This is a genomic window from Tabrizicola sp. BL-A-41-H6 (genome assembly GCF_050632395.1).
In the GTDB taxonomy this organism is placed as follows: Bacteria; Pseudomonadota; Alphaproteobacteria; order Rhodobacterales; family Rhodobacteraceae; genus JAUYQR01.
On record NZ_CP192600.1, the window covers coordinates 2,858,092 to 2,884,504 of the forward strand.

General features: G+C 65.3%; 27 protein-coding genes and 4 tRNA genes. 5 read left to right on the plus strand and 26 right to left on the minus strand.

Features of this window, described 5'->3' with window-relative positions; translation table 11 throughout:
- Positions 1-1,674 (plus strand): urocanate hydratase, encoded by a 1,674-nt coding sequence (gene hutU / locus ACROUL_RS13955; protein WP_431300071.1) that lies wholly within the window; start codon positions 1-3, stop codon positions 1,672-1,674.
- 75 nt (positions 1,675-1,749) lie between these two features.
- Here hutU and ACROUL_RS13960 read toward each other — a convergent pair whose 3' ends face one another.
- The 3 genes from ACROUL_RS13960 to ACROUL_RS13970 all read right to left on the minus strand — a co-directional run bounded on the left by ACROUL_RS13960 (position 1,750) and on the right by ACROUL_RS13970 (position 4,659).
- Positions 1,750-2,370 carry a YdeI/OmpD-associated family protein gene (locus ACROUL_RS13960; RefSeq protein WP_431300072.1) on the minus strand — a complete coding sequence of 207 codons (621 nt, stop codon included), beginning with the start codon at positions 2,368-2,370 and terminating at the stop codon, positions 1,750-1,752.
- Positions 2,371-2,533: 163 nt separating this feature from the next.
- Positions 2,534-3,457, minus strand: a complete 924-nt coding sequence (locus tag ACROUL_RS13965) for a CehA/McbA family metallohydrolase (RefSeq protein ID WP_431300073.1) — start codon at positions 3,455-3,457, stop codon at positions 2,534-2,536.
- Positions 3,454-4,659 carry a glycerate kinase type-2 family protein gene (locus ACROUL_RS13970; protein WP_431300074.1) on the minus strand — a complete coding sequence of 402 codons (1,206 nt, stop codon included), beginning with the start codon at positions 4,657-4,659 and terminating at the stop codon, positions 3,454-3,456. The genes ACROUL_RS13965 and ACROUL_RS13970 overlap by 4 nt, the downstream gene beginning before the upstream one ends.
- 121 nt (positions 4,660-4,780) lie before the next feature.
- Between ACROUL_RS13970 and ACROUL_RS13975 the strand changes: the two genes are divergently transcribed.
- Complete coding sequence (locus ACROUL_RS13975) at positions 4,781-5,137, plus strand: ArsR/SmtB family transcription factor (RefSeq protein ID WP_431300075.1); 357 nt, start codon at positions 4,781-4,783, stop codon at positions 5,135-5,137.
- Between the two features lie 3 nt (positions 5,138-5,140).
- Here ACROUL_RS13975 and ACROUL_RS13980 read toward each other — a convergent pair whose 3' ends face one another.
- The 9 genes from ACROUL_RS13980 to ACROUL_RS14020 form a co-directional block, all read right to left on the minus strand.
- Complete coding sequence (locus ACROUL_RS13980; protein WP_431300076.1) at positions 5,141-5,875, minus strand: SDR family oxidoreductase; 735 nt, start codon at positions 5,873-5,875, stop codon at positions 5,141-5,143.
- A gap of 65 nt (positions 5,876-5,940) precedes the next feature.
- Positions 5,941-6,774, minus strand: coding sequence for a metal ABC transporter permease (locus ACROUL_RS13985; protein ID WP_431300077.1), 834 nt, complete (start codon positions 6,772-6,774; stop codon positions 5,941-5,943).
- Complete coding sequence (locus ACROUL_RS13990; protein WP_431300078.1) at positions 6,771-7,610, minus strand: metal ABC transporter permease; 840 nt, start codon at positions 7,608-7,610, stop codon at positions 6,771-6,773. Before ACROUL_RS13990 ends, ACROUL_RS13985 begins: the two co-directional genes overlap by 4 nt.
- 126 nt (positions 7,611-7,736) lie before the next feature.
- Positions 7,737-8,609, minus strand: coding sequence for a manganese/iron ABC transporter ATP-binding protein (locus ACROUL_RS13995; protein ID WP_431300079.1), 873 nt, complete (start codon positions 8,607-8,609; stop codon positions 7,737-7,739).
- A 4-nt stretch (positions 8,610-8,613) separates the two neighbouring features.
- Entirely contained in the window at positions 8,614-9,510 is an 897-nt protein-coding gene (locus tag ACROUL_RS14000) for a metal ABC transporter substrate-binding protein (protein WP_431300080.1), read from the minus strand.
- A gap of 179 nt (positions 9,511-9,689) precedes the next feature.
- Complete coding sequence (ispG, locus tag ACROUL_RS14005; protein WP_431300081.1) at positions 9,690-10,814, minus strand: flavodoxin-dependent (E)-4-hydroxy-3-methylbut-2-enyl-diphosphate synthase; 1,125 nt, start codon at positions 10,812-10,814, stop codon at positions 9,690-9,692.
- 83 nt (positions 10,815-10,897) lie between these two features.
- Positions 10,898-12,139, minus strand: coding sequence for a RodZ domain-containing protein (locus ACROUL_RS14010; protein ID WP_431300082.1), 1,242 nt, complete (start codon positions 12,137-12,139; stop codon positions 10,898-10,900).
- A 118-nt stretch (positions 12,140-12,257) separates the two neighbouring features.
- Positions 12,258-13,481: a 5-aminolevulinate synthase gene (hemA, locus tag ACROUL_RS14015; protein ID WP_431300083.1), complete on the minus strand. Its 1,224-nt coding sequence runs from the start codon at positions 13,479-13,481 to the stop codon at positions 12,258-12,260.
- Positions 13,482-13,612: 131 nt separating this feature from the next.
- Positions 13,613-14,008 carry a hypothetical protein gene (locus ACROUL_RS14020; RefSeq protein ID WP_431300084.1) on the minus strand — a complete coding sequence of 132 codons (396 nt, stop codon included), beginning with the start codon at positions 14,006-14,008 and terminating at the stop codon, positions 13,613-13,615.
- Between the two features lie 118 nt (positions 14,009-14,126).
- Between ACROUL_RS14020 and ACROUL_RS14025 the strand changes: the two genes are divergently transcribed.
- Positions 14,127-15,500 carry a M20/M25/M40 family metallo-hydrolase gene (locus ACROUL_RS14025; protein WP_431300085.1) on the plus strand — a complete coding sequence of 458 codons (1,374 nt, stop codon included), beginning with the start codon at positions 14,127-14,129 and terminating at the stop codon, positions 15,498-15,500.
- On the plus strand, positions 15,470-15,949 hold the full coding sequence (locus ACROUL_RS14030; RefSeq protein ID WP_431300086.1) for a GNAT family N-acetyltransferase: 480 nt from the start codon (positions 15,470-15,472) through the stop codon (positions 15,947-15,949). The genes ACROUL_RS14025 and ACROUL_RS14030 overlap by 31 nt, the downstream gene beginning before the upstream one ends.
- A gap of 12 nt (positions 15,950-15,961) precedes the next feature.
- On the opposite strand, the gene ACROUL_RS14035 is transcribed toward ACROUL_RS14030, so the two are convergent.
- The 12 genes from ACROUL_RS14035 to lon all read right to left on the minus strand — a co-directional run bounded on the left by ACROUL_RS14035 (position 15,962) and on the right by lon (position 23,324).
- Positions 15,962-16,038 (minus strand) — tRNA-Asp (locus ACROUL_RS14035).
- Positions 16,039-16,075: 37 nt separating this feature from the next.
- Positions 16,076-16,152 (minus strand) — tRNA-Asp (locus tag ACROUL_RS14040).
- Positions 16,153-16,237: 85 nt separating this feature from the next.
- Positions 16,238-17,176: a pirin family protein gene (locus ACROUL_RS14045; protein WP_431300087.1), complete on the minus strand. Its 939-nt coding sequence runs from the start codon at positions 17,174-17,176 to the stop codon at positions 16,238-16,240.
- A gap of 148 nt (positions 17,177-17,324) precedes the next feature.
- Positions 17,325-17,400 (minus strand) — tRNA-Val (locus ACROUL_RS14050).
- Between the two features lie 79 nt (positions 17,401-17,479).
- The gene (locus ACROUL_RS14055) at positions 17,480-18,226 is read right to left on the minus strand and encodes a hypothetical protein (RefSeq protein WP_431300088.1); all 747 of its coding nucleotides are present in this window, start codon (positions 18,224-18,226) and stop codon (positions 17,480-17,482) included.
- Positions 18,223-18,942: a HupE/UreJ family protein gene (locus ACROUL_RS14060; RefSeq protein ID WP_431300089.1), complete on the minus strand. Its 720-nt coding sequence runs from the start codon at positions 18,940-18,942 to the stop codon at positions 18,223-18,225. Before ACROUL_RS14060 ends, ACROUL_RS14055 begins: the two co-directional genes overlap by 4 nt.
- A gap of 49 nt (positions 18,943-18,991) precedes the next feature.
- Positions 18,992-19,288, minus strand: coding sequence for a hypothetical protein (locus ACROUL_RS14065; protein ID WP_431300090.1), 297 nt, complete (start codon positions 19,286-19,288; stop codon positions 18,992-18,994).
- A gap of 94 nt (positions 19,289-19,382) precedes the next feature.
- The gene (locus ACROUL_RS14070; RefSeq protein WP_431300091.1) at positions 19,383-19,604 is read right to left on the minus strand and encodes a DUF4287 domain-containing protein; all 222 of its coding nucleotides are present in this window, start codon (positions 19,602-19,604) and stop codon (positions 19,383-19,385) included.
- Positions 19,605-19,629: 25 nt separating this feature from the next.
- Positions 19,630-20,166, minus strand: a complete 537-nt coding sequence (locus ACROUL_RS14075; RefSeq protein WP_431300092.1) for a dihydrofolate reductase family protein — start codon at positions 20,164-20,166, stop codon at positions 19,630-19,632.
- Between the two features lie 66 nt (positions 20,167-20,232).
- Positions 20,233-20,307 (minus strand) — tRNA-Val (locus ACROUL_RS14080).
- Positions 20,308-20,320: 13 nt separating this feature from the next.
- Positions 20,321-20,782, minus strand: a complete 462-nt coding sequence (locus tag ACROUL_RS14085) for an HU family DNA-binding protein (protein ID WP_431300093.1) — start codon at positions 20,780-20,782, stop codon at positions 20,321-20,323.
- Between the two features lie 133 nt (positions 20,783-20,915).
- Positions 20,916-23,324 carry an endopeptidase La gene (lon, locus tag ACROUL_RS14090; RefSeq protein ID WP_431300094.1) on the minus strand — a complete coding sequence of 803 codons (2,409 nt, stop codon included), beginning with the start codon at positions 23,322-23,324 and terminating at the stop codon, positions 20,916-20,918.
- Positions 23,325-23,600: 276 nt separating this feature from the next.
- On the opposite strand from lon, the gene ACROUL_RS14095 reads away from it, so the two are divergent.
- Positions 23,601-23,999, plus strand: coding sequence for a hypothetical protein (locus ACROUL_RS14095; RefSeq protein WP_431300095.1), 399 nt, complete (start codon positions 23,601-23,603; stop codon positions 23,997-23,999).
- Positions 24,000-24,011: 12 nt separating this feature from the next.
- On the opposite strand, the gene ACROUL_RS14100 is transcribed toward ACROUL_RS14095, so the two are convergent.
- The gene (locus ACROUL_RS14100; RefSeq protein WP_431300096.1) at positions 24,012-25,055 is read right to left on the minus strand and encodes a Hint domain-containing protein; all 1,044 of its coding nucleotides are present in this window, start codon (positions 25,053-25,055) and stop codon (positions 24,012-24,014) included.
- Positions 25,056-25,164: 109 nt separating this feature from the next.
- Positions 25,165-26,295, minus strand: coding sequence for a tRNA guanosine(34) transglycosylase Tgt (gene tgt, locus ACROUL_RS14105; protein WP_431300097.1), 1,131 nt, complete (start codon positions 26,293-26,295; stop codon positions 25,165-25,167).
- Positions 26,296-26,413 lie beyond the last annotated feature (118 nt).

Here is a 26,413-nt window from a genome sequence, read left to right on the forward strand (position 1 = left end):
ATGACCCGCCACAACACCCGTGACATCTATCCCGCGACCGGCACCGAGATCAGCGCGAAAAGCTGGCTGACCGAGGCGCCCTTGCGGATGCTGATGAACAACCTGCACCCGGACGTGGCGGAAAACCCGCATGAACTGGTGGTTTATGGCGGCATCGGCCGGGCGGCGCGGACGTGGGAGGATTTCGATCGCATAGTCGCGGCCCTGCGTGATCTGGAGGCGGACGAAACCCTGCTGGTCCAGTCGGGCAAACCGGTGGGCATTTTCCGCACCCACAAGGACGCGCCGCGGGTGCTGATCGCAAACTCGAACCTCGTGCCGCATTGGGCGACGTGGGACCATTTCAACGAGTTGGATAAGAAGGGTCTGGCGATGTACGGCCAGATGACCGCGGGGTCGTGGATCTATATCGGCACGCAAGGCATCGTGCAGGGCACCTATGAGACCTTTGCCGAGGCCGGGCGGCAGCATTACGGCGGCAGCCTGAAGGGCCGCTGGATTCTGACCGGCGGGCTTGGCGGGATGGGGGGCGCGCAGCCATTGGCGGCGGTGATGGCGGGGGCCTGCTGTCTGGCGGTGGAGTGTGACGAGACGCGGATCGATTTCCGCCTGCGCACACGGTATGTCGACGCCAAGGCGCGGACCCTGGACGAAGCACTGGCGATGATCGCGGAGTGGACGGCGAAGGGCGAGGCGAAGTCGGTCGGCCTGCTGGGCAATGCGGCGGATGTGTTCCCCGAACTGGTGCGGCGGATGAAGGCGGGCGGGATGCGGCCTGATATCGTGACGGACCAGACAAGCGCCCACGATCCCCTTAACGGGTATCTGCCGCAGGGCTGGACGGTCGAACAGGCCAAGGCTGTGCGCGAGACCGATCCCAAGTTGGTCGAGCATGCAGCGCGGGCGTCGATGAAGGTGCACGTCGCGGCGATGGTGGATTTCTGGAACGCCGGCGTGCCGACCTTGGATTATGGCAACAACATCCGGCAGGTGGCGCTGGACGAAGGGTTGGAGAACGCGTTTGCGTTTCCGGGGTTCGTGCCGGCTTATATCCGGCCGCTGTTCTGCCGGGGGATCGGGCCGTTTCGGTGGTGCGCCCTGAGTGGCGATCCGGAGGATATCTACAAGACCGACGCGGCGATGAAGCGGTTGTTTCCGGAAAACCACCACCTGCACAACTGGCTTGATATGGCGCGGGAGCGGATCGCGTTTCAGGGGCTGCCGGCGCGGATCTGCTGGATCGGGCTTGGCGATCGGCACCGGGCGGGGTTGATGTTCAACGAGATGGTGGCGTCGGGCGAGTTGAAGGCGCCGATCGTGATCGGGCGGGATCATCTGGATTCAGGGTCGGTGGCCAGCCCCAACCGGGAGACGGAGGCGATGAAGGATGGGTCGGACGCGGTGAGCGATTGGCCGCTTCTCAATGCCTTGTTGAATACGGCGTCGGGGGCGACTTGGGTGTCCTTGCATCATGGGGGCGGTGTGGGGATGGGGTTCAGCCAGCATTCCGGCATGGTTGTGGTGGCGGACGGGACCGAGGATGCGGCGCGGCGGCTGTCCAATGTCTTGTGGAATGACCCGGCGACGGGGGTGATGCGGCACGCGGATGCGGGGTATGAGATTGCCCGCGATTGCGCGGTGGAGCATGGGCTGCGGTTGCCGGGGATCTTGTGATGTCCCACGGTGGGACATTTTTGGATGCGTTTCAGATCAATGGGTTGGCGAGGGCGTTAAGGGGTTGGTAACCGCTTAACGCTCCTGCGCGCCTTTGCCTGCGAGGATGCGTGGGCGGGCTTTTTCGATGCGGTTTAGGCGGGTGGCGGTCGTTTTTGCGCCCGAGAGCAGGATCACGTAGCTGCGCTGTCGGCCCGGGGTCAGGCGATGGAACGCCTCGGCAAGGTCGGGATCCATATCGATGGCTTCGATCAGTTCGGGGGGCAGGTCGATGTCGGTGGCGGTCTTTACGGGCAGAACCCCGGCCTCGGCGTAGCCCATCGCCTCGGCCAGATAGGCGCGGATCGTGGGTTCCATTGCGTATGGGGTGGCACTGTCGGTGAAGCGCAGGCAATCGGGGTGTTGGGTGTTCGGGCCTTGGCGTTCCATCACCCGTTCGGGGTCTTGCATAAGGGCTGCGTTGAAGAAGTTGAGCCGGAAATCCCCACGCAAGGCGCCGATCAGGGCGATGTTGCGGCCGGCGTGCATGTAGCAAGGGTGGCCCCATTTCACCGTTTCGGTCAGGCCAGCGTCGCGGCAGATGCGGCGCAAGTCGGCGAGGCCCGAAGCCCAAAGGCGGGTGGAACAGTCGGGCGTGGCGAAGCGGGCGCAGCGGCCGCAACCGAGGGTGAAGTAGTCTTCGATGTCGGTGATCATCGGCTTTCCTTCCGTGAGCCCCCCACCCCATCCCTCCGCCACGAGGGGGGAGGGAGGCTCTGGGTGAGGCGTCGGTCAAAGCGACGTAAGGTGTGCAGTGCGACGTGATGCGGTCAAGAACCTGCCTCCCCACTTGTGGGGGACGGATGAGTTGGGGGGGCGATCAGAGCCAGATCGGGTTCGACCAGGCGCGTTTGCCGGCGGCGTCGATCACAGCGACGCGGAGCCAAGGCGAGTTGTTGAGCCGGGCGATCGGCACGGAGGCGCGGGTCATTGAGTGGCCGTGGACGGCCTTGGCCCCCGTGCCGTGGCCCATCGCGACCACCGATGCGGCGGCGGAACATTCGACTGTGACGTGGTCGCCTTCGACGGTGACGCTGCGGATTTCCGGGCCTTGGGACGAATAGAACGCACCGTCCTTCAGTGCCTGCAACAGGGCCTCTGGCGTGTTTTCGGTGGCTTTCACCATAACCCAGCCGCCGAAATGGTCGGGTTCATGGAAATGCGCGTCGTCGGTGGCGATGAGGGTGAGGCGGCGGCCTTCGGTGAGGAGAAGATCGGCAATGGCGGCGCCGTCGGGGCGGTCGCAGCCGGTGGCACAGCCGTGGTTGTAAATCTCGACCGCGTGGGCGGCGGTGATGGAGCGGGCGTCGGCAAGGGTGAGGCCGGACCATTGCGGGTGCGCGACGGCGACGAAGGCACCGGCGGCGACGGCGCGGGCGGCGATTTCGGGGCCGGTTTCCTGACCGTCGACGGGCAGGAAGCCGGGGGCGTTCGATGGGGCGAAGTCGGGCGGCAGGCCGACGGCAAGGATGTGCCAAAGTTCGCCATTGGCCATCGCGCCGGAGTGGAGTTCGGCACCGAGGATGGTGGTGAAGGCGTCGCTGCGGAAGGGCGTGGTGTCGACGATGGGGTAGCCGTAGGTGCCGATGAAATGGTCGGTCAGGGCAATGAAATCATAGCCTTCGGCGCGGTAGCGGCGGCAGACCTCTTCGGGTGCCAGCACGCCATCGGAGCGGGTGGAGTGGGTGTGGATGTTGCCGCGCCAGAAGCGGCCGGCGTTGGTGAAGGCGATGTGGGTGGTCATGGCTGCCCTTTGATCAACACTTGCAGGTCGGCGACGTTGGTGCCGGTGCCGCCCGTCATCAGAAGATCATCCGAGGCGGCAAGGCAAGGGTTGCTGTCATTCTGTGACAGGCGCGCGACAGGGTCGATGCCCTTGGCGCGCATCCGGGCGAGGCTGCCGTGATCAACGATGGCGCCTGCGGCCTCGGTCGGGCCGTCGCGGCCATCGGTGCCACCGGAGAGGAACACCCACGGTGCGGGCCAGTTCTGGGCTTCGGCCAGAAGCGCAAGGCGGAGGGCCAGTTCCTGATTGCGGCCCCCAAGGCCCCTGCCCTTCAGCACGACCGTGGTTTCACCGCCAAATAGCGTGATGCCGGGGCCAGAGGCGGCGACGCGTTGGGCGGCGTCGGCCACATCGCCGATCAGGGGAGCGTCAGGGACATGCGCGGTGGGGGCGGCGGCGGCCATTGCGAGGACGGATTTGCGGTTGGAGCCGATGAGGAGATTGGTAGCGGGCGGCATCGGGGGTAGCGGGGTTTCGGGCGCGGTGAGGTGGGCGCGGACGGAGGCGGGGAGTGCGTCCCAGACGTGGTGGGCCTTGAGGATGGCCTGAGCCTCGGACCTTGTGCCGAGGGGAGAGACGGTCGGGCCGGAGGCGATGGCGCGGAGGTCGTCGCCGATCACGTCGGAGAGGATCAGCGCGGTGACCTGGGCTGGCGCTGCGGCGCGGACGAGTCCGCCGCCCTTGAGGCGGGACAATTGCTGGCGGACGAGGTTCATCTGGGTGATCTCGGCCCCGGAGCCGAGGAGGAGGCGGTTGACGGCGGCCTTGTCTTCAAGCGTGACGCCGGCGACCGGGGCGGGCAGAAGCGCGGACCCGCCGCCGGAGATGAGCGCGAGGACGTGCTGGCCGGGTTGCATATGCGCGAGCCGGTCAAGGATGCGGGCGGCGGCGGCGGCACCACGGGCGTCGGGCACCGGGTGGCTGGAGGCGAGGACCGTGGCGCCCTCGAGGGGCGTGGCGTTTTCGTCATTGGTGACGACGAGGGTTTCGGTCGGGCCGAAGTGCTGGAGGGCGGCGCGCGCCATGGCTGTGGCGGCCTTTCCGATAGCGAGGATGAGATCGGGGTGCCGCAGGCCGGGCAGCGCCTGCGCCACTGCGCGGGCGGGGTCTGCGGCGGCGAGGCCCGCATGGAAAAGGCGGGTGGATTCGGCCCTGAGCATCGATTTTCCTTTCACGTTCGCCTGATCCTTGCCCGTTTGCCGCAAAATCGACAAGGTTCCCCTCGCTCGTATAAGCCGTGCATGATATTCCTCTAGAAGCATGCGTTGAGTGGAGAGGCTGATGTTGCTTGATCGTTTCGACCCCGTCACCGAACCGACTGCCGATGACGTGCCTGAGAAGGTTGATGCGGGCGCCATGATGGAGCGGGCGGCGGCGGCGGCGGCGTTCCTGAAGGCGCTGTCGCACGAGGGGCGGCTGATGATCCTGTGCCATCTGATCTCGGGCGAGAAATCGGTGACGGAACTGGAGCAGTTGCTGTCATCGCGGCAGGCGGCGGTGAGCCAGCAATTGGCGCGGCTGCGGTTGGAGGGGCTGGTCTTTGCCCGGCGCGACGGCAAGTCGATCTACTATTCCTTGCAGGACCCCAAGGTGCTGCGGATGATCAGCCTTGTGCATGAGATGTACTGCGAGGACTGAGGCCTATCCCCGACCGATGTAGGGCATGTCGCGGGCCATGATCGTGACGAAGGGCGTGTTCACGTCCAGCGGCAGGCTTGCCATGTGCAGGACGGTGCTGGCGACGTGGGTCACGTCCATCACCGGTTCGACGCGGATGCTGCCGTCGGCCTGCGGCACGCCGGTCTGGAACTTCGCCGCCATGTCAGTCAGCGCATTCCCGATGTCAACTTGAGCGCAAGCGATGTCGAAGCGGCGGCCATCGAGGCCGAGGGTGCGGGTCAGGCCGGTGACGGCGTGTTTCGACATGGTGTAGGGCGCGGAGCCCGGGCGCGGCACGTGGGCGGAAATCGAGCCGTTGTTGATGATGCGCCCGCCTTGCGGGGTCTGGTGGCGCATCAGGCCGAAGGCGGCGCGGGCGCAGAGGAACATGCCGGTGATGTTGGTCTGACTGAGGCGGAGCCAGTCGTCGACCGCGATCTCGTCGATCGGGGCGCCGGGAAGCGAGATACCTGCGTTGTTGAAGAGAACGTCGAGGCGGCCGAAGCGGGCCTTGAGGGTAGCGAACGCGGTCTCAACGGCGGCGGGGTCGGTCACGTCACAGGGCAGGATCAGCGCGTCGTGGCCTGCGGCGGTTTCCTGCAAGGCGGGTTCGCGGCGGCCCATCAGGGCAACCTGCCAGCCTGCGGCGAGAAAGGCCTTGGCGGTGGCACGGCCGATGCCGCTGCCGGCGCCGGTGATCAAGATGGTTTGTGGCATGTCGGTCCCCCTGCCCTATGGTTAGGCGGTTCGGCGCGGGGCGTCCAGAGGATCAGCCACAAACCTCAGGCGGCACGGGTGGTGCGGCGGGTGAGGATCTGGCGACGGACGAAGGCGGCGATGAAGAGCGCTGTCAGGACGAGGATGATCGTCGGGCCGGTGGCGCTGTCGAGGTGGAAGCTTGCCCACGTGCCGATGAGCATCGAGGCGAGGCAAACGATCACCGCGACGATCAGCATCTTTCCGAAGCTGCGCACGAGGAGGAAGGCGATGGCGCCGGGCGAGATCAGAAGGCCGATGGCGAGGATCAGGCCGACCGAGGAAAGGGTGGCGACGATGGTCAGCGAAAGGATGGCGAGAAGGCCGTAGTGCAGGACGCCGGTGCGCAGGCCCGAGGCCTGTGCCTGCGCAGGGTCGAAAGCGTGCAGCATCAGGTCTTTCCATTTCAGAAGCAGGATCAGCGTGACCGGGCCGGCGATCAGGGCGGCGGTCAGCAGGTCTTCTGCCCCGATGCCGAGCATGTTGCCGAAAAGGATGTGGTCAAGGTGCACATCGGTGCTGATCGAGGTGTAAAGCACGATGCCAAGCGCGAACATGCCGGAGAACACCACGCCCATCACCGTGTCCTGCTTTATCCGGCTGTTGCCGGACAGGTAGCCGGTGGCAAGCGTGCAGGCCATGCCCGCGACGAAGGCGCCGACCAGGAGGGGTATGTTCAGGATATAGGCCAGCACGATGCCGGGCAGGACGGCATGGCTGACCGCGTCGCCCATCAGCGCCCAGCCCTTCAGGACCAGAAAGCACGACAGGATCGCGGTCGGCGGCGCGACGATCAGCGATATCCAGAACGCGTTCTGCATGAACGGAAACTGGAAGGGCTGGAGGATGGCCTCGATCATGTCAGCGCCTTTGCCGCCTTGCGGCGGCTGGCGAGAAGCCCGTGTTTCGGGGCGAAGACGAAGGCTGCCAGGAAGATCAGGGTTTGCAGCAGCACGATGACGCCGCCGGTGGCCCCGTCGAGAAAATAGCTGATGTAGGCGCCGAGAAAGCTGGTGCCGGAGCCAATGGCCACAGACAGCGCGATCAGGCGTGGGAAGCGGTCGGTCAGAAGGTAGGCGGTGGCCCCCGGCGTCACCACCATAGCGACGACGAGAAAGGCGCCCACGGTCTGCATCGCCGCGACGGTGGAAGCGGACAGGAGGGTGAAGAACACCACCTTCAGCACGTCGGGCTTGAGGCCGATGCTGCGGGCGTGGGTTTCATCGAAGAAGGTGACCATCAGGTCCTTCCACTTTGCCAAGAGGATCACCGAGGAGATGATGCCGATAAGAGCCAGTTGCAGGGTGTCTTCCGGCGTGATGGCGAGGATGTTGCCCATCGTTATGGTTTGGATCGAAACGCTCGTCGGGAAGATCGAGATCAGAAAGAGGCCAAGGCCGAAGAACGAGGTGAAGATCAGGCCGATGATGGTATCGACCTTGAGACCGGAGCGGCCCGACAGGAACAGCATCGCGGCGGCGGCGAGGCCGCCTGAGATGAAGGCGCCGAGCGCGAAGGGCAGCCCGAGGATATAGGCGCCCGCGACGCCGGGGACGACGGAATGGGAAAGCGCGTCGCCGATCAGCGACCAGCCTTTCAGCATGAGGTAGGCCGAGAGGAAGGCGCAGACACCGCCGACGAGGGCCGAAACCCACATCGCATTGACCATGTAGCTGTAGGCGAAGGGTTCAAGCATGGCGACTGTCAGATCGAGCGCATTCCGCGCCGGTTTCCTGTCTCGCCTCTGCGCGCCACAGGCGCGCAACCGGCTCGGGCAAAGGTCCTCCGGCGGGGATATTTTGGGACAGATGAAAGGTTAGGGTCAATGGTCGCCCTTTCGGCCGTATTGCACGAAGGGGCGTTCGTCATCGGTGATGATGCGGACCTCGCGGGTGTCGTCGTCTTCATGCAGGTCGGTGCCGCCGATGGTGAAGTGGCGCAGCACGCCGCCGAAGGCTGCTTCAAGGTTGGCGCGGGTGAAGATCGTCTCGGTCGGGCCGTAGGCGAGGACGGTGCCTTTGACGAGGACGGTACGGTCGCAGAATTCCGGGACCGAGCCGAGGTTGTGGGTGGAGACCAACATGACGCGGCCTTCGTCGCGCAGTTCGCGCAGGAGGGCGACGATCTGGTCTTCGGTCTTGACGTCGACGCCGGTGAAGGGTTCGTCGAGGAGGATTATCTGGCCTTCCTGTGCCAGCGCGCGGGCGAGGAATACGCGTTTTCGCTGGCCGCCGGAGAGTTCGCCGATCTGGCGGTGGGCAAGGTCGGACATGCCGACGCGGGCAAGCGCCTCGGCCACCTTCGCGCGATCGGTGGCGGAGGGGCGGCGCAGGAAGCCCATGTGGCCGTAGCGGCCCATCATCACCACGTCCTCGACCAGGACGGGGAAGGTCCAGTCAACCTCCTCGGCCTGGGGGACGTAGGCCACGAGGTTTTCGCGCAAGGCTTCGGCGACGGGTTTGCCGAGGAGGCGGATCGAGCCGCGGGCCGAGGGGATGAACCCCATGATCGCCTTGAAAAGCGTGGACTTTCCCGAACCGTTGACGCCGACGAGGGCGGTAATCGTGCCGCGCGGGACCATGAAGCTGGCGTCGCGCAATGCGGTCAGGCCGTTGCGGTAGGTGACGGTCAGGCCTTCGGCGAGGATGCCGCCGGCAGGGCCGGTGGCGGAGGTGTCGGCGGTCAGATCGCGCATTTCGTTACTTTGCCTGCGAGGTGAGGCCCTTGGCAATGGTTTCTGTCGTGACACGCAGAAGGTCGATGTAGGTGGGGGTCGGGCCGTCTGGTTCAGAGAGGCTGTCGACGTAGAGGACACCGCCGAAAGCCGCGCCGGTTTCGCGAGCGACCTGTTCGGCGGGGGCGCTGGAGACGGTGCTTTCGCAAAACACGGCGGGGATCGCGTTGTCGCGCACGCCGTCGATCACGGCGCGAACCTGCTGCGGGGTGCCTTGCTGGTCGGCGTTGATCGGCCAGAGGTAAAGCTCTTTAAGGCCGAGGTCGCGGGCGAGGTAGCTGAAGGCGCCCTCGCAGGTGACGAGCCAGCGGGAGGTTTCGGGGAGGGTTTCGATCTGGGCCTTCAAGGGGGCGATTTCGGTGGTGAGGCGGGCTTTGTAAGCGGCGGCGTTGGCCGCAAAGGTGGCGGCGTTGGCGGGATCGGCTTTCGAGAGGGCTTTCTCGATGTTGTCGATGTAGATCCGGGCGTTATCGACGCTCATCCAGCTGTGCGGGTTGGGTTTGCCTTGGTAGTCGCCGCCGGAGATGGCGATCGGGGTGATGCCGTCGGTCAAGGTGACGGAGGGAATGTCGCCGAGGTTGGCGAGGAACTGTTCGAACCAGCGTTCGAGGTTGAGGCCGTTCCACAGGATGAGGTCGGCGTCGCTGGCACCGACGATATCCTGCGGGGTGGGCTCGTAACCGTGAATTTCGGCGCCGGGTTTGGTGATGGAGACCACATCTGCGGCGTCGCCGGCGACGTTCTGGGCCATGTCGGCGATGACGGTGAAGGTGGTGACGACTTTGAGCCGGTCCTGTGCGGCGGCGGGCCAGGTGGCGAGCGCGGCGATAGTTGCGAGGAGGAGGCGGCGGGTCAGGGTCATGTCTGGGGAGGTCCCGTGCTGGTTACCCTATGTAGATGCGAAGGGTTCGCAGGAAGTCAAGGGCAGATGCGAATGGTTCTCAGGAAGGTGACGGACCGCCGACCACAAAAGCAACCTGCCAGCGCCTGACGGGACAGGCGCTGGCCGGTGATGTGCGGGCGGCACTGGTGAGCGCTGGGTTACTCGGCGGCTTCGGCTGCTTGGGCCTCAAGCTCGGCGGCCTTGGCCTCGACAAGCTCGACGATGTGGTCAACCATCCGGTCGTTGCCCATCGTGTGGCTGGTCTTGCCGGCGAGGTAGACCATGCCCTTGCCTGCCCCGCCGCCGGTAAAGCCGATGTCGGTCATCAGCGCTTCACCGGGGCCGTTCACGACACAGCCGATGATCGAAAGGCTCATCGAGGTGGTGATGTGGGCGAGGCGGTCTTCGAGGGCGGAGACGGTCTTGATCACGTCGAAGCCCTGGCGCGCGCAGGACGGGCAGGAAATGATGGTGACGCCGCGGTGACGCAGGCCGAGGGATTTCAGGATCTCGAAGCCGACCTTCACCTCTTCCACCGGATCGGCGGAGAGCGAGACGCGGATCGTGTCGCCGATGCCCATCCAGAGGAGGTTGCCAAGGCCGATGGCGGATTTCACTGTGCCGGACTGCAGGCCGCCAGCTTCGGTGATGCCAAGGTGAATGGGCGCGTCGGTCGCTTCGGCCAGTTGCTGGTAGGCGGCGGCGGCGAGGAACACGTCGGACGCTTTCACCGAAATCTTGAATTCGTGAAAGTCGTTGTCCTGCAGCAGCTTGATGTGGTCGAGGCCGGATTCCACCATCGCCTCGGGGCACGGCTCGCCGTATTTTTCCAGAAGGTGCTTTTCGAGGGAGCCCGCGTTCACCCCGATGCGGATCGAACAGCCGTGGTCCTTGGCGGCCTTGACGACTTCCTTCACGCGGCGGGCGTCGCCGATGTTGCCGGGGTTGATGCGCAGGCAGGCGGCGCCGGCCTCGGCGGCCTCGATCGCGCGTTTGTAGTGGAAATGGATGTCGGCCACGATCGGTACCGGGCTTTCGGCGACGATTTCGCGCAAGGCGCGCGTGCTCTCCTGATCTGGGGTAGAGACGCGGACGATATCGGCCCCGGCCACGGCGCAGCGCTGGATCTGTTCGATGGTGGCGGCGATATCGGTGGTCAGGGTGTTGGTCATCGTCTGCACCGAGATCGGTGCGTCGCCCCCGACCAGAACCTTGCCGACACGGATCTGCCGCGAGGCGCGCCGGTAGATGTTGCGCCAGGGGCGGACGGGATTATGCGACATGGGGCCGGGCCTTTGGAAACTGCGACAGGGGCAGGATACCGGGACGCGCGGGGCGCGGCAACTGTCAGGCGGTCGCGGCGGGATTATTCGGCGATGGGGGCGTCGCGCGCGGCCTCGAGACCACCTTCGACCGGGGCAAGGCCCGTCGCATCGGCGGTGGCGAACTTGGCGAGGTCTTCGTCGGCGGTAAGATCGGCCTGCGCGAAGGCCTGAGTCAGCGCTTCGGGTGAGAGCGCCACGTCCTTGACCACCTGTGCGCCGGGGGCAGCAGGGCCGTAGGTCACACCGTTGACGACGAAGTAGACCGAACCGGAGTTGCCGGTACGCAGCACGGCGGCCGCTTCAAGCTGCGGCACGGAATAGCGTTCGCCGGCGTCGAGGATCTTTTCGAAAAGGATGGTTCCGTCGGCGGCATTGACGCGCACCCAAGACGGGCGGACGGCAAGCACCTCGATGCCGGGCTGCACGTCGGCGACGACCTTCAGCACTTCGGATTCGATGGCGGCTTCGGTTGCATCGGCGATCTGGACGGACGCGAGCGCGCCGGTTTCACGCGGGTTGATCGCTGAGATCGGACCATCGCGCGAGGTCAGCACCGGTACGTCGAGCGCCTGCGGGCGGTAGAGACGGTCCATCACATCGACCGAGGCATCGCCTTCGGCGCTGGCGATGGATTCGGTCGCGGGTTCGTCAACCGGAGCGGCAACGATCTGCGGCGCGGGCGCGGTGGCGCCTTGCAGCGGGTCGATCTGGGCCACGACGCTGGGGGCTTCGTCAACCGGGGCCAACTGCACGCGCTGCACTTCCTGCAGGACGGACCAGCCGCCGTAGCCGATGGCACCGATCAGCGCGATAAGGACGGCGACGGAACCGACCGCGCCGGGCTGGATGCCGGAGAGCACGCTTTCCCCGCGCGGCACGAAGGTCGCGTTCGGGTTGGCGAGGGGGTCGGAGAATTCGGACCGCGCGCGCGCCTTGATGATGCGCTGCGGCGAGGCGGCGGCGGACATGCCGTGCGACACGGCAAAGCCCGCTTCGGCGCAGAACCGCTGGAAGGCCCATTCCGGGTCCATCGCCAGATAGCGCGCGTAGGAGCGGACGTAACCTGCGACGAAACCGGGGGATTCGAAGGCCGACACGTCGGCGTTTTCGATGGCGGCGATGTAGGTGGCCTTGATCTTGAGATCGCGCTGAACGTCGAGCAGGGACTTGCCAAGCGTGGCGCGTTCGCCTCGCATGACATCGCCCAACCGCAACTCGAAGTCGTCAAAGCCCTTTGGCTTTTCCTCTTCGGTCGTCGAAGGTTTCGACCTCCAACCGATCATCCAGAACCTGTCCCCTCGGTGCGCACTGACGTTCGAGTCGCCGTCCCAAACGACTCACAGGGCGTCGTATTGGGCAAACCGTAACATAGGGCAAGGGTTTTTGCACATGCGAGAAAGGTCAGCCGGCAGCCTCGGCGCGATTCAGCGCACAATGGCTCCAGAGCGCATCCATCGCCTTTATGAGGGCGTCGATGGCCTTGGCGTCGTGCACCGGCGAGGGGGTGAAGCGCAGCCGTTCGGTGCCGCGCGGCACGGTGGGGAAGTTGATCGGCTGGACGTAGATGCCGTAGGACTCCAGCAGCATGTCTGACAGCATCTTGCAATGGATGGGGTCGCCCACATGCACCGGCACTATATGTGAGCCGTGGTCGATGATCGGCAGGCCAAGACCCTTGAGCCGCAGCTTGAGGATGCTGGCGGTGGTCTGGTGGGCGTCGCGCAGGTGCTGGGCGGCCTTGAGAACCCGGACGGAGGCCGCCGCACCAGCCGCCACAGCGGGGGGTAGCGAGGTGGTGAAAATGAAACCGGGAGCATAGCTGCGGACCGCATCGCACATCTTTGCAGTTGCAGAAATATAGCCGCCGAAGACGCCGTAGGCTTTGGCGAGAGTGCCGTTGATGATGTCAATCCGGTGCATCTGTCCGTCGCGTTCCGCGACCCCTGCCCCGCGCGGACCGTACATGCCGACGGCGTGGACCTCGTCAAGGTAGGTGAGCGCGTTGAACTCCTCTGCGAGGTCGCAGATCGCCTTGATCGGGCCGAAGTCGCCGTCCATCGAGTAGATCGATTCGAAAGCGATGAGCTTTGGCGCGGCAGGATCGTCGGCGGCAAGGAGCGCGCGCAGGTGGGCGACATCGTTGTGGCGGAAGATGCGCTTTTCGCCGCCACCGCGACGGACCCCTTCGATCATCGAGGCGTGGTTCAGGGCGTCGGAGTAGATGATGAGGCCGGGGAATATCTGGCGCAGGGTGCTTAGGGTCGCGTCGTTGGCGATGTAGGCGGAGGTGAATACGAGGGCGGCTTCCTTTTGGTGGAGGTCGGCAAGTTCCGCCTCAAGCCGCTTGTGGTAGACGGTGGTGCCGGAGATGTTGCGGGTGCCGCCCGAACCTGCGCCGGTCGCATCCAGCGCCTCGTGCATCGCGGCCAGAACCTCGGGGTGCTGGCCCATGCCGAGGTAATCGTTGCCGCACCAGACGGTGATGTCCTTTTCGGTGCCATCGGGGCGGGTCCAGACGGCGTGGGGGAACTGGCCCTTGCGACGTTCGATGTCGATGAAGGTGCGGTAGCGGCCTTCGTCGTGCAGCCGTTGCAGGGCGGCGTCGAGGGCGGTGGCGTAGCTCATCATCGTGTCTCCGTCAGGGTCATGCGACCCTTGGTGTCAGGTCGTTCCGACTGCGGCCTTGATTTGGGTCAATCGAGGGTCGCGGCCAAGGGGGCGAATTGTCGCCCTTTGGGGGGTAGACGTCCTGAGGGTCAGGGCGCCGGGGCGATTTCCAGCACGACGACACAAGGCAACTTGCCTTCCTTGGCGGCGTCGCAGCCAGCAAGCGCGGCGGTTGCGGCGGCTGCGGCATCGGGCAGGTCGGCCACGGCGGTGGCCGAGCCCATCGGCGCGCCGACGCGGATGAAGCCGTCATCGGGCGACACCGCGAGGGCGGCGTGGCCAAGCTTGCCGGGCACGAACAGCGAGAGCGCCTGTTCGTTGGTCATCACGAGGCGGAGGGTGGCGAGTTCCTCTTCCGTCAGGAACGGGTGCAGGTGGAGGGTGATGGCCGAGGAACCGAGAGTGGAGGTTTCCACCGGCACGGTCTGTGCCACGACGGGTGTTGCGGCGAAAAGCATCGCGCCCAGAAGGAGTTTTGCGGCCATGAGCTGTCCTTGCCTTGGAACCGTTCCAGATTGCGCCAGCCTTTAGCGCAACTCGCGCGGTCTGGACAGTCCCCCGTCGCCTGATAGGCTTGATCCTGATCACATTCGGGAGAGAAGAATGACCATCGACGCCGTGCTGGCCCGTATCGACGAAACCTTGCCGGAGGCGCTGGAGCGGCTGATGGCGCTGTTGCGTATCCCTTCCATCTCTACGGACCCTGCATTCAAGGCCGATTGCGCGCGCGCGGCGGAGTGGCTGGCGGAGGACCTGCGGGGCTTGGGATTCGAGGCGGCGGCGCGAACCACGCCGGGGCATCCGATGGTTGTCGGGCATGGCGGTGAGGGCGGGCGGCACCTGCTTTTTTACGGGCACTACGATGTGCAGCCGGTCGATCCATTGAACCTTTGGGACCGCGATCCCTTTGATCCCGAGGTGCAGGACACGCCGAAAGGCAAGGTTATCCGGGCGCGCGGTTCGGCGGACGACAAGGGCCAGTTGATGACCTTCATCGAGGCGTGCCGGGCGTGGAAACACGTGTATGGCAGCCTGCCGGGGAAGCTGACGATCTTTCTGGAAGGCGAAGAGGAATCAGGCTCGCCCTCGCTCATCCCGTTCATGCAGGAGAACGCGGACGAGTTGCGCGCCGACCTTGCCTTCATCTGCGACACCGGCATGTTCGAGGACGGGATTCCCGCGATCACCACGATGCTGCGCGGGCTTTGCAAGGCGGAGTTCACCGTTCATGCCGCTGACCGCGACCTTCATTCGGGGTCTTACGGTGGCCTCGCGCGGAACCCGATCCACGTGCTGACGAAGATCCTGTCGGGCTTGCATGACGAGACGGGGCGCGTGCAGGTGCCGGGGTTCTATAATGATGTGGCGGAACTGCCAGATGCCTTGCGCCAGCAGTGGCAGAGCCTGGCCTTCGACCATGCGCGTTATCTGGGCGATGTCGGGCTTTCGGTGCCGGCGGGCGAACAAGACCGCACGCCCCTGGAACTGATCTGGTCGCGGCCCACGGCCGAGGTGAACGGCATCTGGGGCGGCTATACCGGGGCCGGGTTCAAGACCGTGCTGCCAGCGGAGGCGCATGCCAAGGTGAGCTTCCGGCTGGTGTCGCAGCAGGACCCGGCGAAAATCCTGACCGCTTTCCGGGCATGGGCGGAGACGCAACTGCCCGCCGATTGCCGGATCGAGTGGCACGACGGAATCGAAGGCAGCCCGGCTTCGGTCATGGAGATCGCGGACCCAGCCTTCGAGGCCGCGCGGGCGGCGCTGACCGAGGAATGGAACCGGCCTGCGGCGTTTATCGGGGCGGGCGGGTCGATCCCGATTGCGGGGTATTTCAAGACCTACCTTGGGATGGATGCGATGCTGATAGGCTTTGGCCGGGATGACGACCAGATCCATTCGCCGAACGAGAAATATGATCTGGAAAGCTTCCACAAGGGCATCCGGTCATGGGCGCGCGTTCTGGCGAGGCTGCGGTGATCCGCGACGCGAAGCCCGGCGACGAGGCTGCATGGCGGGGTCTTTGGGCGGGGTACCTGGAGTATTATGAATTGACCTTGCCCCAGGTCGTGACCGAGGCAACCTGGGCGCGGCTGATGGACCCTGCCAGCCCGGTCAAGGCGCGGCTCGCCGAGGTGGAGGGCCGTGTTGCAGGGTTCGCGATCAACCTGCATCACCCTTCCACCTGGGCTGCGACGGATGACTGCTATCTGGAGGACCTGTTCGTGGCGCCTGATGCGCGCGGGCTGGGGCTGGGCCGAGCGCTGATCGACGATCTGGTCGCGTTGGCGCGGTCGCGGGGCTGGGGGCGGCTTTACTGGCACACCGATCAGGACAACGCCAAGGCGCGGGCGCTTTATGACAGCTATGTCCTGTCGGACAACCATATCCGCTATCGGATGCGGCTGCGGGACGATGCAGCGGACTGAAGGGGGACGATCTGGCGCGGTGGACGGGGCTCGAACCCGCGACCCCCGGCGTGACAGGCCGGTACTCTAACCAACTGAGCTACCACCGCGCAGGATCAGTCTTTCGGGCACCTTTTGGGGCGAGGTTGGCGCGGTGGACGGGGCTCGAACCCGCGACCCCCGGCGTGACAGGCCGGTACTCTAACCAACTGAGCTACCACCGCGCATCTCGCTGCCCGGAAGGTGCCTTCCGAACGTGCGCCGTCTTACGCAAGGGGGTTGGCGGCGTCAATGGGGAAGCGGTGGATTTCAGACCTCTGGCGCGGGAATGAATTCGGCGGCGTCCTCGGGTGGAAGTTTGAAGCGGCCATGCGCCCAGTCGCCGGCGCGCCACGCCTCCTTGGCGGCGGCGATGCGGTCACGCGACGAAGCGACGAAGTTCCACCAGATGAAGCGCGGGCCGTCCATCGTGGCGCCGCCGAGAAGCATCAGGCGCGCGCCCGAGGCCCCTGCCCTGACGCTGATCCGGTCACCGGGGCGGAAGATCAGCATCTGGCCGGTGGGGAAGGTCTGGCCGCCGACGGTGACGTCACCGGCAAGGATGTAGACGCCGCGATCCTCGTGATCGTCAGGCAGGGGTATGGCTGCGCCGGGGGCGAGGGTCGCGTCGGCGTAGAACATCTCGGACGGGGTTTCCATTGGTGCGGCCTCGCCCCAGGCGTGCCCGAGGATCAGGCGGACGGTCTTGCCCTCGCCTTCCAGCACGGGAAGGGCGGCTTCGGGGGTGTGGATGAAGGCAGCGGGGTCATCTTCGCGGTCCTTCGGGAGCGCCAGCCAGGCTTGCAGGCCGAACATGGTCTGGCCCGTGTCGCGGACCGGGCCATCGGTGCGTTCGGAATGGGTGATGCCCCAGCCGGCCTTCATCCAGTTCACCGCGCCCGGTTCGATCCACTGGTCGGTGCCAAGCGAGTCGCGGTGGTGGAGGCGGCCTTTCAGAAGGTAGGTGACGGTGCCGAGGCCGATGTGGGGGTGCGGGCGGACGTCGATGCCCTGCCCGGTCAGGAATTCGGCCGGGCCGATCTGGTCGAAGAAGATGAAAGGGCCGACCATCTGCCGCTGGGCCGAGGGCAGCGCGCGGCGCACCTCGAACCCGCCGAGGTCGCGGGCGCGGGGCACGATGACGGTTTCGATGGCGTCTACGGCGTCACCGATCGGGATCGTGGGGTCGAGGGCGGGGTTCCAGCTCATGTCGCGGTCTCCTTTGCGGGGAAAGGTAGGGCGAAGCGGCGGCGGGTGCATCTGCCCGTAGGCGCGCGGTGTCTGTGCGGAAAGATGGGGTCAGCGATTTGGGCGTGGAGGGATAAGCAACTTGTTGAAGTGGTTTGCAAAAAGCGGGTGGTGGGCGGTGAGGGACTCGAACCCCCGACATTCTCGGTGTAAACGAGACGCTCTACCAACTGAGCTAACCGCCCGCCGAGTGCGGTTTACACCGATCCGGCGGGACATGGCAAGCGATGTGCGGCCCTGCCGCGCCGATGCGCTTTTTCGGTGTCAGGGGGCTTTCAGTTCGGCATACTCGCCCGCGACGCGGAGGGTGACTGTAACCGGCGCGTCGCTGCGGTTGCGCCAGAACCAGCCGTGGTTGCCGGTGAAGGCGGCGACAAGTTCGCCGGTCTGGTCGGGCACAGCGCGGCCCTGTTCGTAGCTGATCTTCTGGCCGCTGCCGTCGCCATGCAGGTCGAAGTTCACCACCGCGCCATTTGCCGTCCATTCAAAGCGGGCGGTCTGTCCTTCTGTCATGGCCAGCTTGACCTCGATGCCTTGGCCGGGTTGCAGGGTGTAGCTGGCCTCGTCGCGCCAGCCTTGGGGGGCTGGTTCCGGCGTGGCGGGTGCCGGCTGTTCGACCGGTGCTGCGGCAAGGCCGTCGGCGCCGATCACGGCGGCTATCGCGGCGAGTTGGGCTTCGATGCGGTCGAGGCGGTCGGTGACCTCGGGCATGGCAACGGCGGGGGTGGGGGCGGCGGTTTCAGCGATTGCATCGGCCTCGGCCTCGGCGGCGAGTTGCTGCTTGATCTCGCCCATTTCGGTGAGGCCGGTCAGGCGGCCCATGCCGGTCGGGTCGAGCCCGTATTCGGCGGGCAGCCAGAAAAGGACGAGGAGCGCGCCGGCAGATACGGCGGCCCCGAGGGTGGAGCGGATCAGGCCGCCCGGAGTTGCCGGCACATGGTGCGGCGGTTCGGTAGGCTGGCGGCGTTCGGCGCGGATCGGGGCGGTCATGCGGGGCTGGCTTTCGGTCATGTTGCTGCACTTTCAAGGAAATAGCCGGTGATCTGGAAGCCCATCAGGGCAAAGCCGGCCGCCATCATTGCGACGTTCGCGCCGTAGGCCTGCCGGGCAAAGGCAGGGCGCGCGCGCCAATGGGTCATCACCAGCAGGATCAGCGCGAGCGCGATCAGCTGGCCGATCTCGACGCCTATGTTGAAGGCGATGAGGTTTCCGAGAAGCCCATCGGGCGAGATGTCGTAATCCTGGATCTTCGTAGCAAGGCCGAAGCCGTGCAGGAGGCCGAAGGCGAGGGTCGCGGCCTTGGTGTCAGGCTGAACGCCAAACCACAGGCGGAACGCGCCGAGGTTATCGAGCGCCTTGTAGACCACGGAAAACGCGATGATCGCGTCGATGATGTAGGCGTTGATCGAAATCTGAAACCAGACGCCCGCTATCATGGTCACCGAATGGCCAAGCGCGAAAAGGCTGACGTAGGTGGCGATATCGCGGGAGCGGTAGAGGAAGAAGATCACCCCGGCGAGGAAGAGAAGGTGGTCGTAGCCGGTGACCATGTGCTTGGCACCGAGGTAGATGAAGGCGATGGGGTGAAAGCCGGAGACTTCCTGCACATAGCCCGCGTCGCCTTCGGTGACGTTGTGGGCAAGGGCCGCACTGGCGGCGATTGTGGCCGCGACGGCGGCGAGGGCAAGGGTCCGGACGCGGCGCGGCGTCGGCGGGTGGAATGGCATCGAGGGCACCTTGAGCTGTGGGATCACGGGGCGCCGGAGCGCCCTTTGGTCAGATCTGCACAGCGTCGCGAGGTGGGCGTCTGGGGCCCGCCCGCGCCAGGGTTGGTCTGCCCGGGGCGGTGGCCAGAGCGGTCAGGGTGGCTGCCGCGTGAGCGGTGGTGGTGGTCGGGTGCGCCAAGGGTGGGTGGTCGGGATCGGCGGTATCGACGTGAGAGTGCGACGCGGTTTGCGACTGGTCCGCGGCAAGGTCGGTGTCGCCCGGCCCTGCCCGGTGCAGGCCGCCGAGGGCGAGCGACAGGCACAGCAGCACAAGCGCCAGAAATTTCAAGAGATCGGTCTGGCGCACGAGAACTGTCCGGCTAGGTGGGCCAGCCGGATGTAGGGGGCAGTGCCTGTTTTCTCAAGCCCGGGGGGCGGAAGCGATGCGGACTATTGCCGGGTCAGGCTTTCTTTTGCGCTTCGGCGTAGGCGACGATGGCGTTGGCGTGTCCATGGCCAAGGCCGTGGTCGGATTTCAGGCGAGCGACCTTTTCCATGTGCTTGAGGTCGCCCATTCCGGCCACCAACGCCAGCCAATGCGCGATGGGCTGGCCGTAGGTTTTCTCGATCGAGGGGAAATAGGAGGCGGGGCCTTTGACCGGTGCGGGTTTGGGTTCGGGCATCAAAGTTCCTTTCGTCAGGCCGGGATCAGGCCCCGACGCGGTAGCAAGACTGGACGAGGCCGGAGGGAAACGCCACCGTCTTGAGGTGAGTGAGCGGGATGTCGGCAGGTGTTGGCCCGAAGAGTGGCCGGCCCGCGCCGATGAGGACCGGGACTTGAGTGATGACCATGTCGGCGATGAGGCCGGAGGCAAGGAAGGACTGCACCACCTGGCCGCCGTCGACGTAGACGCGGGCCATGCCTTCGGCGTGAAGCTGCGCCATTGCAGCGGCGGGCATGAGATCGGCAAAGCGCACGCGACCTTCGAGGTGGGCGGGAACGGGGGTTCCGGCGAGGGTTTTCGACAGGACGAGGACCGGTTTTTCGTAGGGCCAGGGATCGAAGCCTGCGACCGCCTCATAGGTGCCGCGGCCCATCACGAGGCCGTCGATACCCGCGATGAAGGCGTTGTAGCCGTGATCTTCGCCGGCGGCATCACGGCTGAGGAGCCAGTCAAGTGTGCCGTCGGGGCGGGCGATATAACCGTCAAGGCTGGTAGCGATGAACACGTGGCCGGTGGGCATGGAAAAACTCCTTTCGCGGGCAAGGAATTGAAAAGGCGCACCGTTTCGGGCGCGCCTTGGGAAGGATGGTGGGAGATAACGGATTTGAACCGCTGACATCTTCGATGTGAACGAAGCGCTCTACCGCTGAGCTAATCTCCCGTTGCGGGGGCTTTTAGTCGTCCTCTCCGTCGGCTGCAAGGGGCTGTTTCGCGCCCTGCCCCGACCCGCCGCCGAGGCGGAGTTTCAGGGTAAGGGTGGCGGCGCCGTCTTTCTCGGAGGTCTTGGCGACGCGGGCGCGGCCAAGCGGCGGCAGGTTCAGATCATGGCCGCGCTTCAGGGCGGCGGCGAGGCTGGCGAGGGTGGCCTCGACGGCGCGTTTGGCGTCGGGCTTTTTCATATCGGTCGCCTCGACCACGGCAGCGACTAGGTCTTTCAGGCGCAGCGCGTCGGCCTTTGCGGCGGTGGCCGGGACGACCTTTGGCGCGGTGGCCTTTGGTGCGGCGTCGGGCTTGGACTTGCCGGGGCCCTTGGCGGGAGGGGCGGCTTTGGTCTTGACCACGGCAAGCCGCGCTGCGGGTTTCGCGGGCGATTTTGCGCCGGATTTGGCGGGAGGTTTGGGCGGTGTGGCGGGCATGTGGGGGTTCCGGGCGCTGCTGTTCGCTTGGCACGATAGTGCGGGACGCGGGGCGAGGCCACTGGATTCGGCGGGCTGCCAGATGCGAGAAAGGCGCGCCCGGAGGCGCGCCTTTTGGTCATTTCAGGCCGGATCAGTGGGCGGTCTGGACCGGTGGCACCGAGCCGCCGGCAAGCCGAGCCGCGGCGGCGGCTTCTTCTGCAGCCTCGTCCCATTCGACCGGTTCGGGCTGGCGCACCAGCGCCTGGGCCAGGACTTCACGCACATGGGTCACAGGAATGATCTTGAGGCCGGACTTCACGTTGTCCGGGATCTCTGCCAGATCCTTCTCGTTCTCCTCGGGGATGAACACGGTCTTGATGCCGCCGCGCAGCGCCGCAAGGAGTTTTTCCTTGAGGCCACCGATCGGCATGGCGTTGCCGCGCAAGCTGACTTCGCCGGTCATGGCGATGTCTTTGCGAACCGGGATGCCGGTCAGCACCGACACGATGGACGTCACCATCGCAAGACCGGCCGAGGGGCCGTCTTTCGGGGTGGCGCCATCCGGGACGTGGACGTGGATGTCGATCGTCTCGAACTTCGGCGGTTTCACCCCGATCAGGGGGCTGATCGAGCGGACGTAAGAGGCCGCCGCGTCGATGGACTCTTTCATCACGTCGCCCAGCTTGCCGGTGGTCTTCATCCGGCCCTTGCCCGGGAGTTTCAGCGCCTCGATCTGCAGAAGATCACCGCCCACCGAGGTCCAAGCAAGGCCGGTGACGACGCCGACCTGATCCTCTTTTTCCGCGAGGCCATAGCGATACCGTTTCACCCCAAGGAAGCTTTCGAGGTTCTCCGGCGTCACGGTGACGGTGCCGCCCTTGTTCTTGACGATCTCGGTCACCGCCTTGCGGGCAAGTTTCGCGATCTCGCGTTCAAGGTTCCGCACGCCGGCTTCCCGGGTGTAGGTGCGGATCATTTCTTGCAGCGCGTCGTCGGTGATTTTGAATTCACCCTTCTTCAGCCCGTGGCCCTTGATCTGCTTGTCGATCAGGTGGCCTTTGGCGATCTCGCGCTTTTCATCCTCGGTGTAGCCCGCCAGCGGGATGATCTCCATCCGGTCCATCAGCGGGCCCGGCATGTTGTAGGAGTTCGCCGTGGTGATGAACATCACGTTCGACAGATCGTATTCCACCTCGAGGTAGTGGTCGACGAAGGTGTTGTTCTGTTCGGGATCGAGCACCTCCAGAAGTGCCGAAGCCGGGTCGCCACGGAAATCCTGACCCATCTTGTCAATTTCATCGAGCAAGATCAGCGGGTTCGTGGTCTTCGCCTTCTTCAGCGTCTGGATGATCTTGCCGGGCATCGAGCCGATGTAGGTGCGCCGGTGGCCGCGGATTTCGGATTCGTCGCGCACGCCGCCCAGCGATATGCGGATGAATTCGCGGCCCGTGGCCTTGGCGACTGAACGGCCAAGCGAGGTTTTACCCACGCCGGGCGGGCCGACGAGGCAGAGGATCGGGCCTTTCAGCTTGGTCGAGCGGGCCTGAACAGCCAGATATTCGACGATGCGTTCCTTGACCTTGTCGAGACCGTAGTGATCGGCGTCGAGCACCTTCTGCGCGGCGACAAGGTCTTTCTTGACGCGCGATTTGGTGCCCCACGGCACGCCCAGAAGCCAGTCGAGGTAGTTGCGCACGACAGTGGCTTCGGCCGACATCGGTGACATCGACTTGAGCTTTTTCAGCTCGGCATCGGCCTTTTCGCGGGCCTCTTTTGACAGCGCGGTTTTCTTGATGCGCTCTTCCAGTTCGGCAACCTCGTTCTGGCCTTCTTCGCCGTCGCCGAGTTCCTTCTGGATCGCTTTCATCTGTTCGTTGAGATAGTACTCGCGCTGGGTCCGCTCCATCTGCGTTTTCACGCGGGATTTGATCTTCTTTTCGACCTGAAGGACCGACAGTTCGCCCTGCATCTGGCCGAACACCTTTTCGAGCCGCTCGGCCACGTCGAGGGTTTCCAGAAGGTCCTGTTTCAGGCCGACTTCGATGCCGAGGTGGCCTGCGACGAGGTCAGCCAGCCGCGCGGGCTCGCGGGTGTCGGAGACCGCGGCGAGGGCTTCTTCGGGAATATTCTTCTTGACCTTGGAATACCGCTCGAATTCCTCGCTGACGGCGCGGACGAGGGCTTCGACCGAGGTCTTGTCACCGGGGGTTTCGGTCAGAGTTTCGGCGCTCGCCTCGAAGAACGAGGGGTTGTCGATGAAGCCGGTGATGCGCACGCGGGCCTTGCCTTCGACCAGAACTTTCACGGTTCCGTCCGGAAGTTTTAGCAATTGCAACACGTTGGCCAGCACGCCGGTGCGGTAGATGCCGTCGGTGGATGGATCATCGACGGTGGGATCCACCTGCGATGACAGGAGGATCTGCTTGTCGTCCTGCATCACTTCTTCCAGAGCGCGAACCGATTTTTCGCGGCCCACGAAGAGCGGCACGATCATGTGCGGAAAGACCACGATGTCGCGCAGCGGCAGGACAGGGTAGCTGGAGGAAAGAGGTTCGTTCATAGCGTCGTCCTTGGCTTGCGGCAGACACGACTGGCCCCGACCATCGGCAACCACGTCCGTCTCCGCGACTTCGTTAACTTGTGTGTCCTGTCGTGGGGATTCAAGTTCCGCAGGTCTGACAATGTGAACCCGCACGCCGCCCGCTGCAAGGGTGGAAACCGGGTTTTCGCCAGCATCGGCGGAAACAGCGGTGCCACGATTTGTCAAAGATCTTGCCGCAATCTGAGCGCAGTTGCCGTGCACACCACCAGTCAGGAAAGCGACAGGGTGGGGCCGATGGGTGGTTTGGCGGTACGGATCAAGGCTCAAGGCCCGCGCGCACTGAGGGTGTGCATTCTTGCGTTCCTTGCGGGCATGCTTTTGTACATTGACCGTCCCGGCATGGTTGGCGCCCTGCCCCTGCCACTGTTCACCGGGCTGCTTTACGCGGCCTTCATTACGCCGGCGGCGGTGGTGACGGCGGTATTCCTGCCAGGACTGACCAAGTTGTCGGATGCGGTGCAGGTGTCGCGCCTGTGTCTTGCGACCGGGGTGGCGCTGTTTCCCGCCGTGTTGCGGCCATTGGCCGACCAGCCCTTCGTGAACGCGACGGTCGTTATTCTGGGCGGGATGGCGATTCTCAGCCTGACGCGCTGGATCGCACGGGATGACCTTGGCCTCGGGGCAAGCGCGTAAACGATGACCGGGTCAGGCGGCTTGCCGCGCCTTCAATGGCGCGCCGGGGCGCATCGCTGACAGAAGCGCCCTCACTTCGCCCCGCTTGAGGCTGGGCTGCGCATCAGGGCGGGTCAGGAGGTCATCGTGGCCTGCCGCCTGCAGGACTGTTTCCAGATCGGAGCGGGTTTCGGGGGCCATCACGTCAATGCTGCGCCGGGCGGGTTGAAAGCTTTCGCTGGGCAGGCCGTTCGACAGCAGGATTTCGTGCGCCTCGGTCAGGATGTGGACATAGTCGACATCCGCATCGGGCGCGGTTTCTTCGGCGAAGGTGCCGACAAGGTGCCGTGCGGCGGCAAGGACGCGCGGTTCCCCGAACAGAAGCTCGGCTGCGACGTCGTGCAGCACGATCCGGTGCTGCGGCGAGACCAGAAGATCGGCTGCGGGATGCGACGGGCCAAAAATGTGCGCCGGGATGCGGATCGGCGCCAGATTGGGGTTGGCGCGCACTTCGGCAAGCGAAACGCGGCTTTTTCCGACCCAGAGGATTGGCAGCGCCTCGCCATCCTCGTTCAGCACGGTGTCGCCTGCGGCGAGGGTTTCGACGGCACGGGGGCCAGACGGGGTTGCGATCATCGTGCCGGCGCAGAAGCAGGGACAGAACGGCGGCGGGTTGAAGGTCAGGCCGTCCAGCGGGATCGACCCGTTGCCGATGGCATTCATCTGGGCAAGGGTGCCCGTGCCGTCGGTGACGAAGAAATACTCGCGGACTTGCCCGTTTATCACCACGCTGATCAGTGCGACCTTCTTGCCAACCAGACTGGCAGGCACCTGGGAGTTGCCCGAGGGCATGGTGCCGGTGAATCTGAGGGTGAAGTTGTAGGTTACACCGTTGATGATGACCCGCGTGTCGGGATCGACCAACCCGCCGTTGGCATCAAGCAGCAGGTCGCCGGTGCCGCCGTTGTCGGTGAAAGTGATGGTAGTGGTCGGCGCCTGGTTCGTGCCGATCGGGTTCAGGATCGAGTTTTTGGCGGTGGTTGAGTCCTGCCGGGCAAAGAAGCTGAGTGTCGCCATGCTGGTGTCCTCGCCCGACTTGACAGGCAGTCGCCACCGCGCTGCCATGGATCACGATCGCTGCATACAACGGACCGGGTCGCCGCTTCCACCATAATCTTGAGGCGGATCAGAGCGGATCAATGTCGCCTTCGGCCCGCATCTCGTGGAAGCGGGCGACGAAATCAGCGAGGGCTTGCGCTGCGATGGCATTGCGCAAGCCCTGCATCAGGGTTTGGTAGTAGTGCAGGTTGTGCCAGGTCAGCAGCATGGAGCCGATGATCTCGTCGGCCTTGACCACGTGATGCAGGTAGGCGCGGGAATAGTTGGCGCAGGCCGGACAGGTGCAGCCCTCGTCCAAGGGGCGCGGGTCGTCGCGGTGGCGGGCGTTGCGCAGGTTGATCTGGCCGCGTGGCGTCCAGCCCTGCCCGGTGCGGCCTGAGCGGGACGGCAGCACGCAATCCATCATGTCGATGCCGCGTTCCACGGCGCCGACGATGTCGTCGGGCTTGCCGACCCCCATCAGGTAGCGGGGCTTGTCATCGGGCAGGAAGCCGGGGGCGTAGTCGAGGACGGAAAACATCGCCTCCTGACCCTCGCCCACCGCGAGGCCGCCGACGGCGTATCCGTCAAAGTCGATGGCGGTGAGTGCCTTGGCGGATTCTTCACGGAGGTCGCGGTTCACGCCGCCCTGCATGATGCCAAAGAGCGCGTGGCCGGGGCGGTCGCCGAACGCGTCGCGCGACCTTTGCGCCCAGCGCATCGACAGGCGCATGGACTGGGCCACCGCTTCGTCGGTGGCAGGAAGGGCCGGGCATTCGTCGAAGGCCATGACGATGTCGGAGCCGAGGAGTTTCTGGATTTCCATGCTGCGTTCCGGCGTCAGCATGTGTTTCGAGCCGTCGATGTGGGAGGAAAAGCGCACGCCCTCCTCGGTCAGTTTGCGCAAGGATGCCAGAGACATGACCTGAAACCCGCCCGAGTCGGTGAGGATCGGGCGGTGCCAGTTCATGAAGCGGTGAAGGCCGCCCAACGCCGCGATGCGTTCGGCGGTGGGACGCAGCATCAGGTGGTAGGTGTTGCCCAGAAGGATGTCGGCCCCGGTGGCGCGGACGCTTTCGGGCAGCATCGCCTTGACGGTTGCGGCGGTGCCCACGGGCATGAAGGCAGGGGTGCGAATCTCGCCCCGGGGGGTCTTGATCGTGCCGGTGCGGGCCGCGCCATCTGTGGCCGCCACGTTGAAAGTTATGCCTGTTGCCATGATATGCCCGCCTCTTTGCCTGTCCTTTGGGCGAAATTCGCGGAAAAGCCAAGTCCGGCGGGCGGGGTGATGCAATCCACTTGACGTAGGGGCGGTAATCTCTATTTGAGTGAATGAA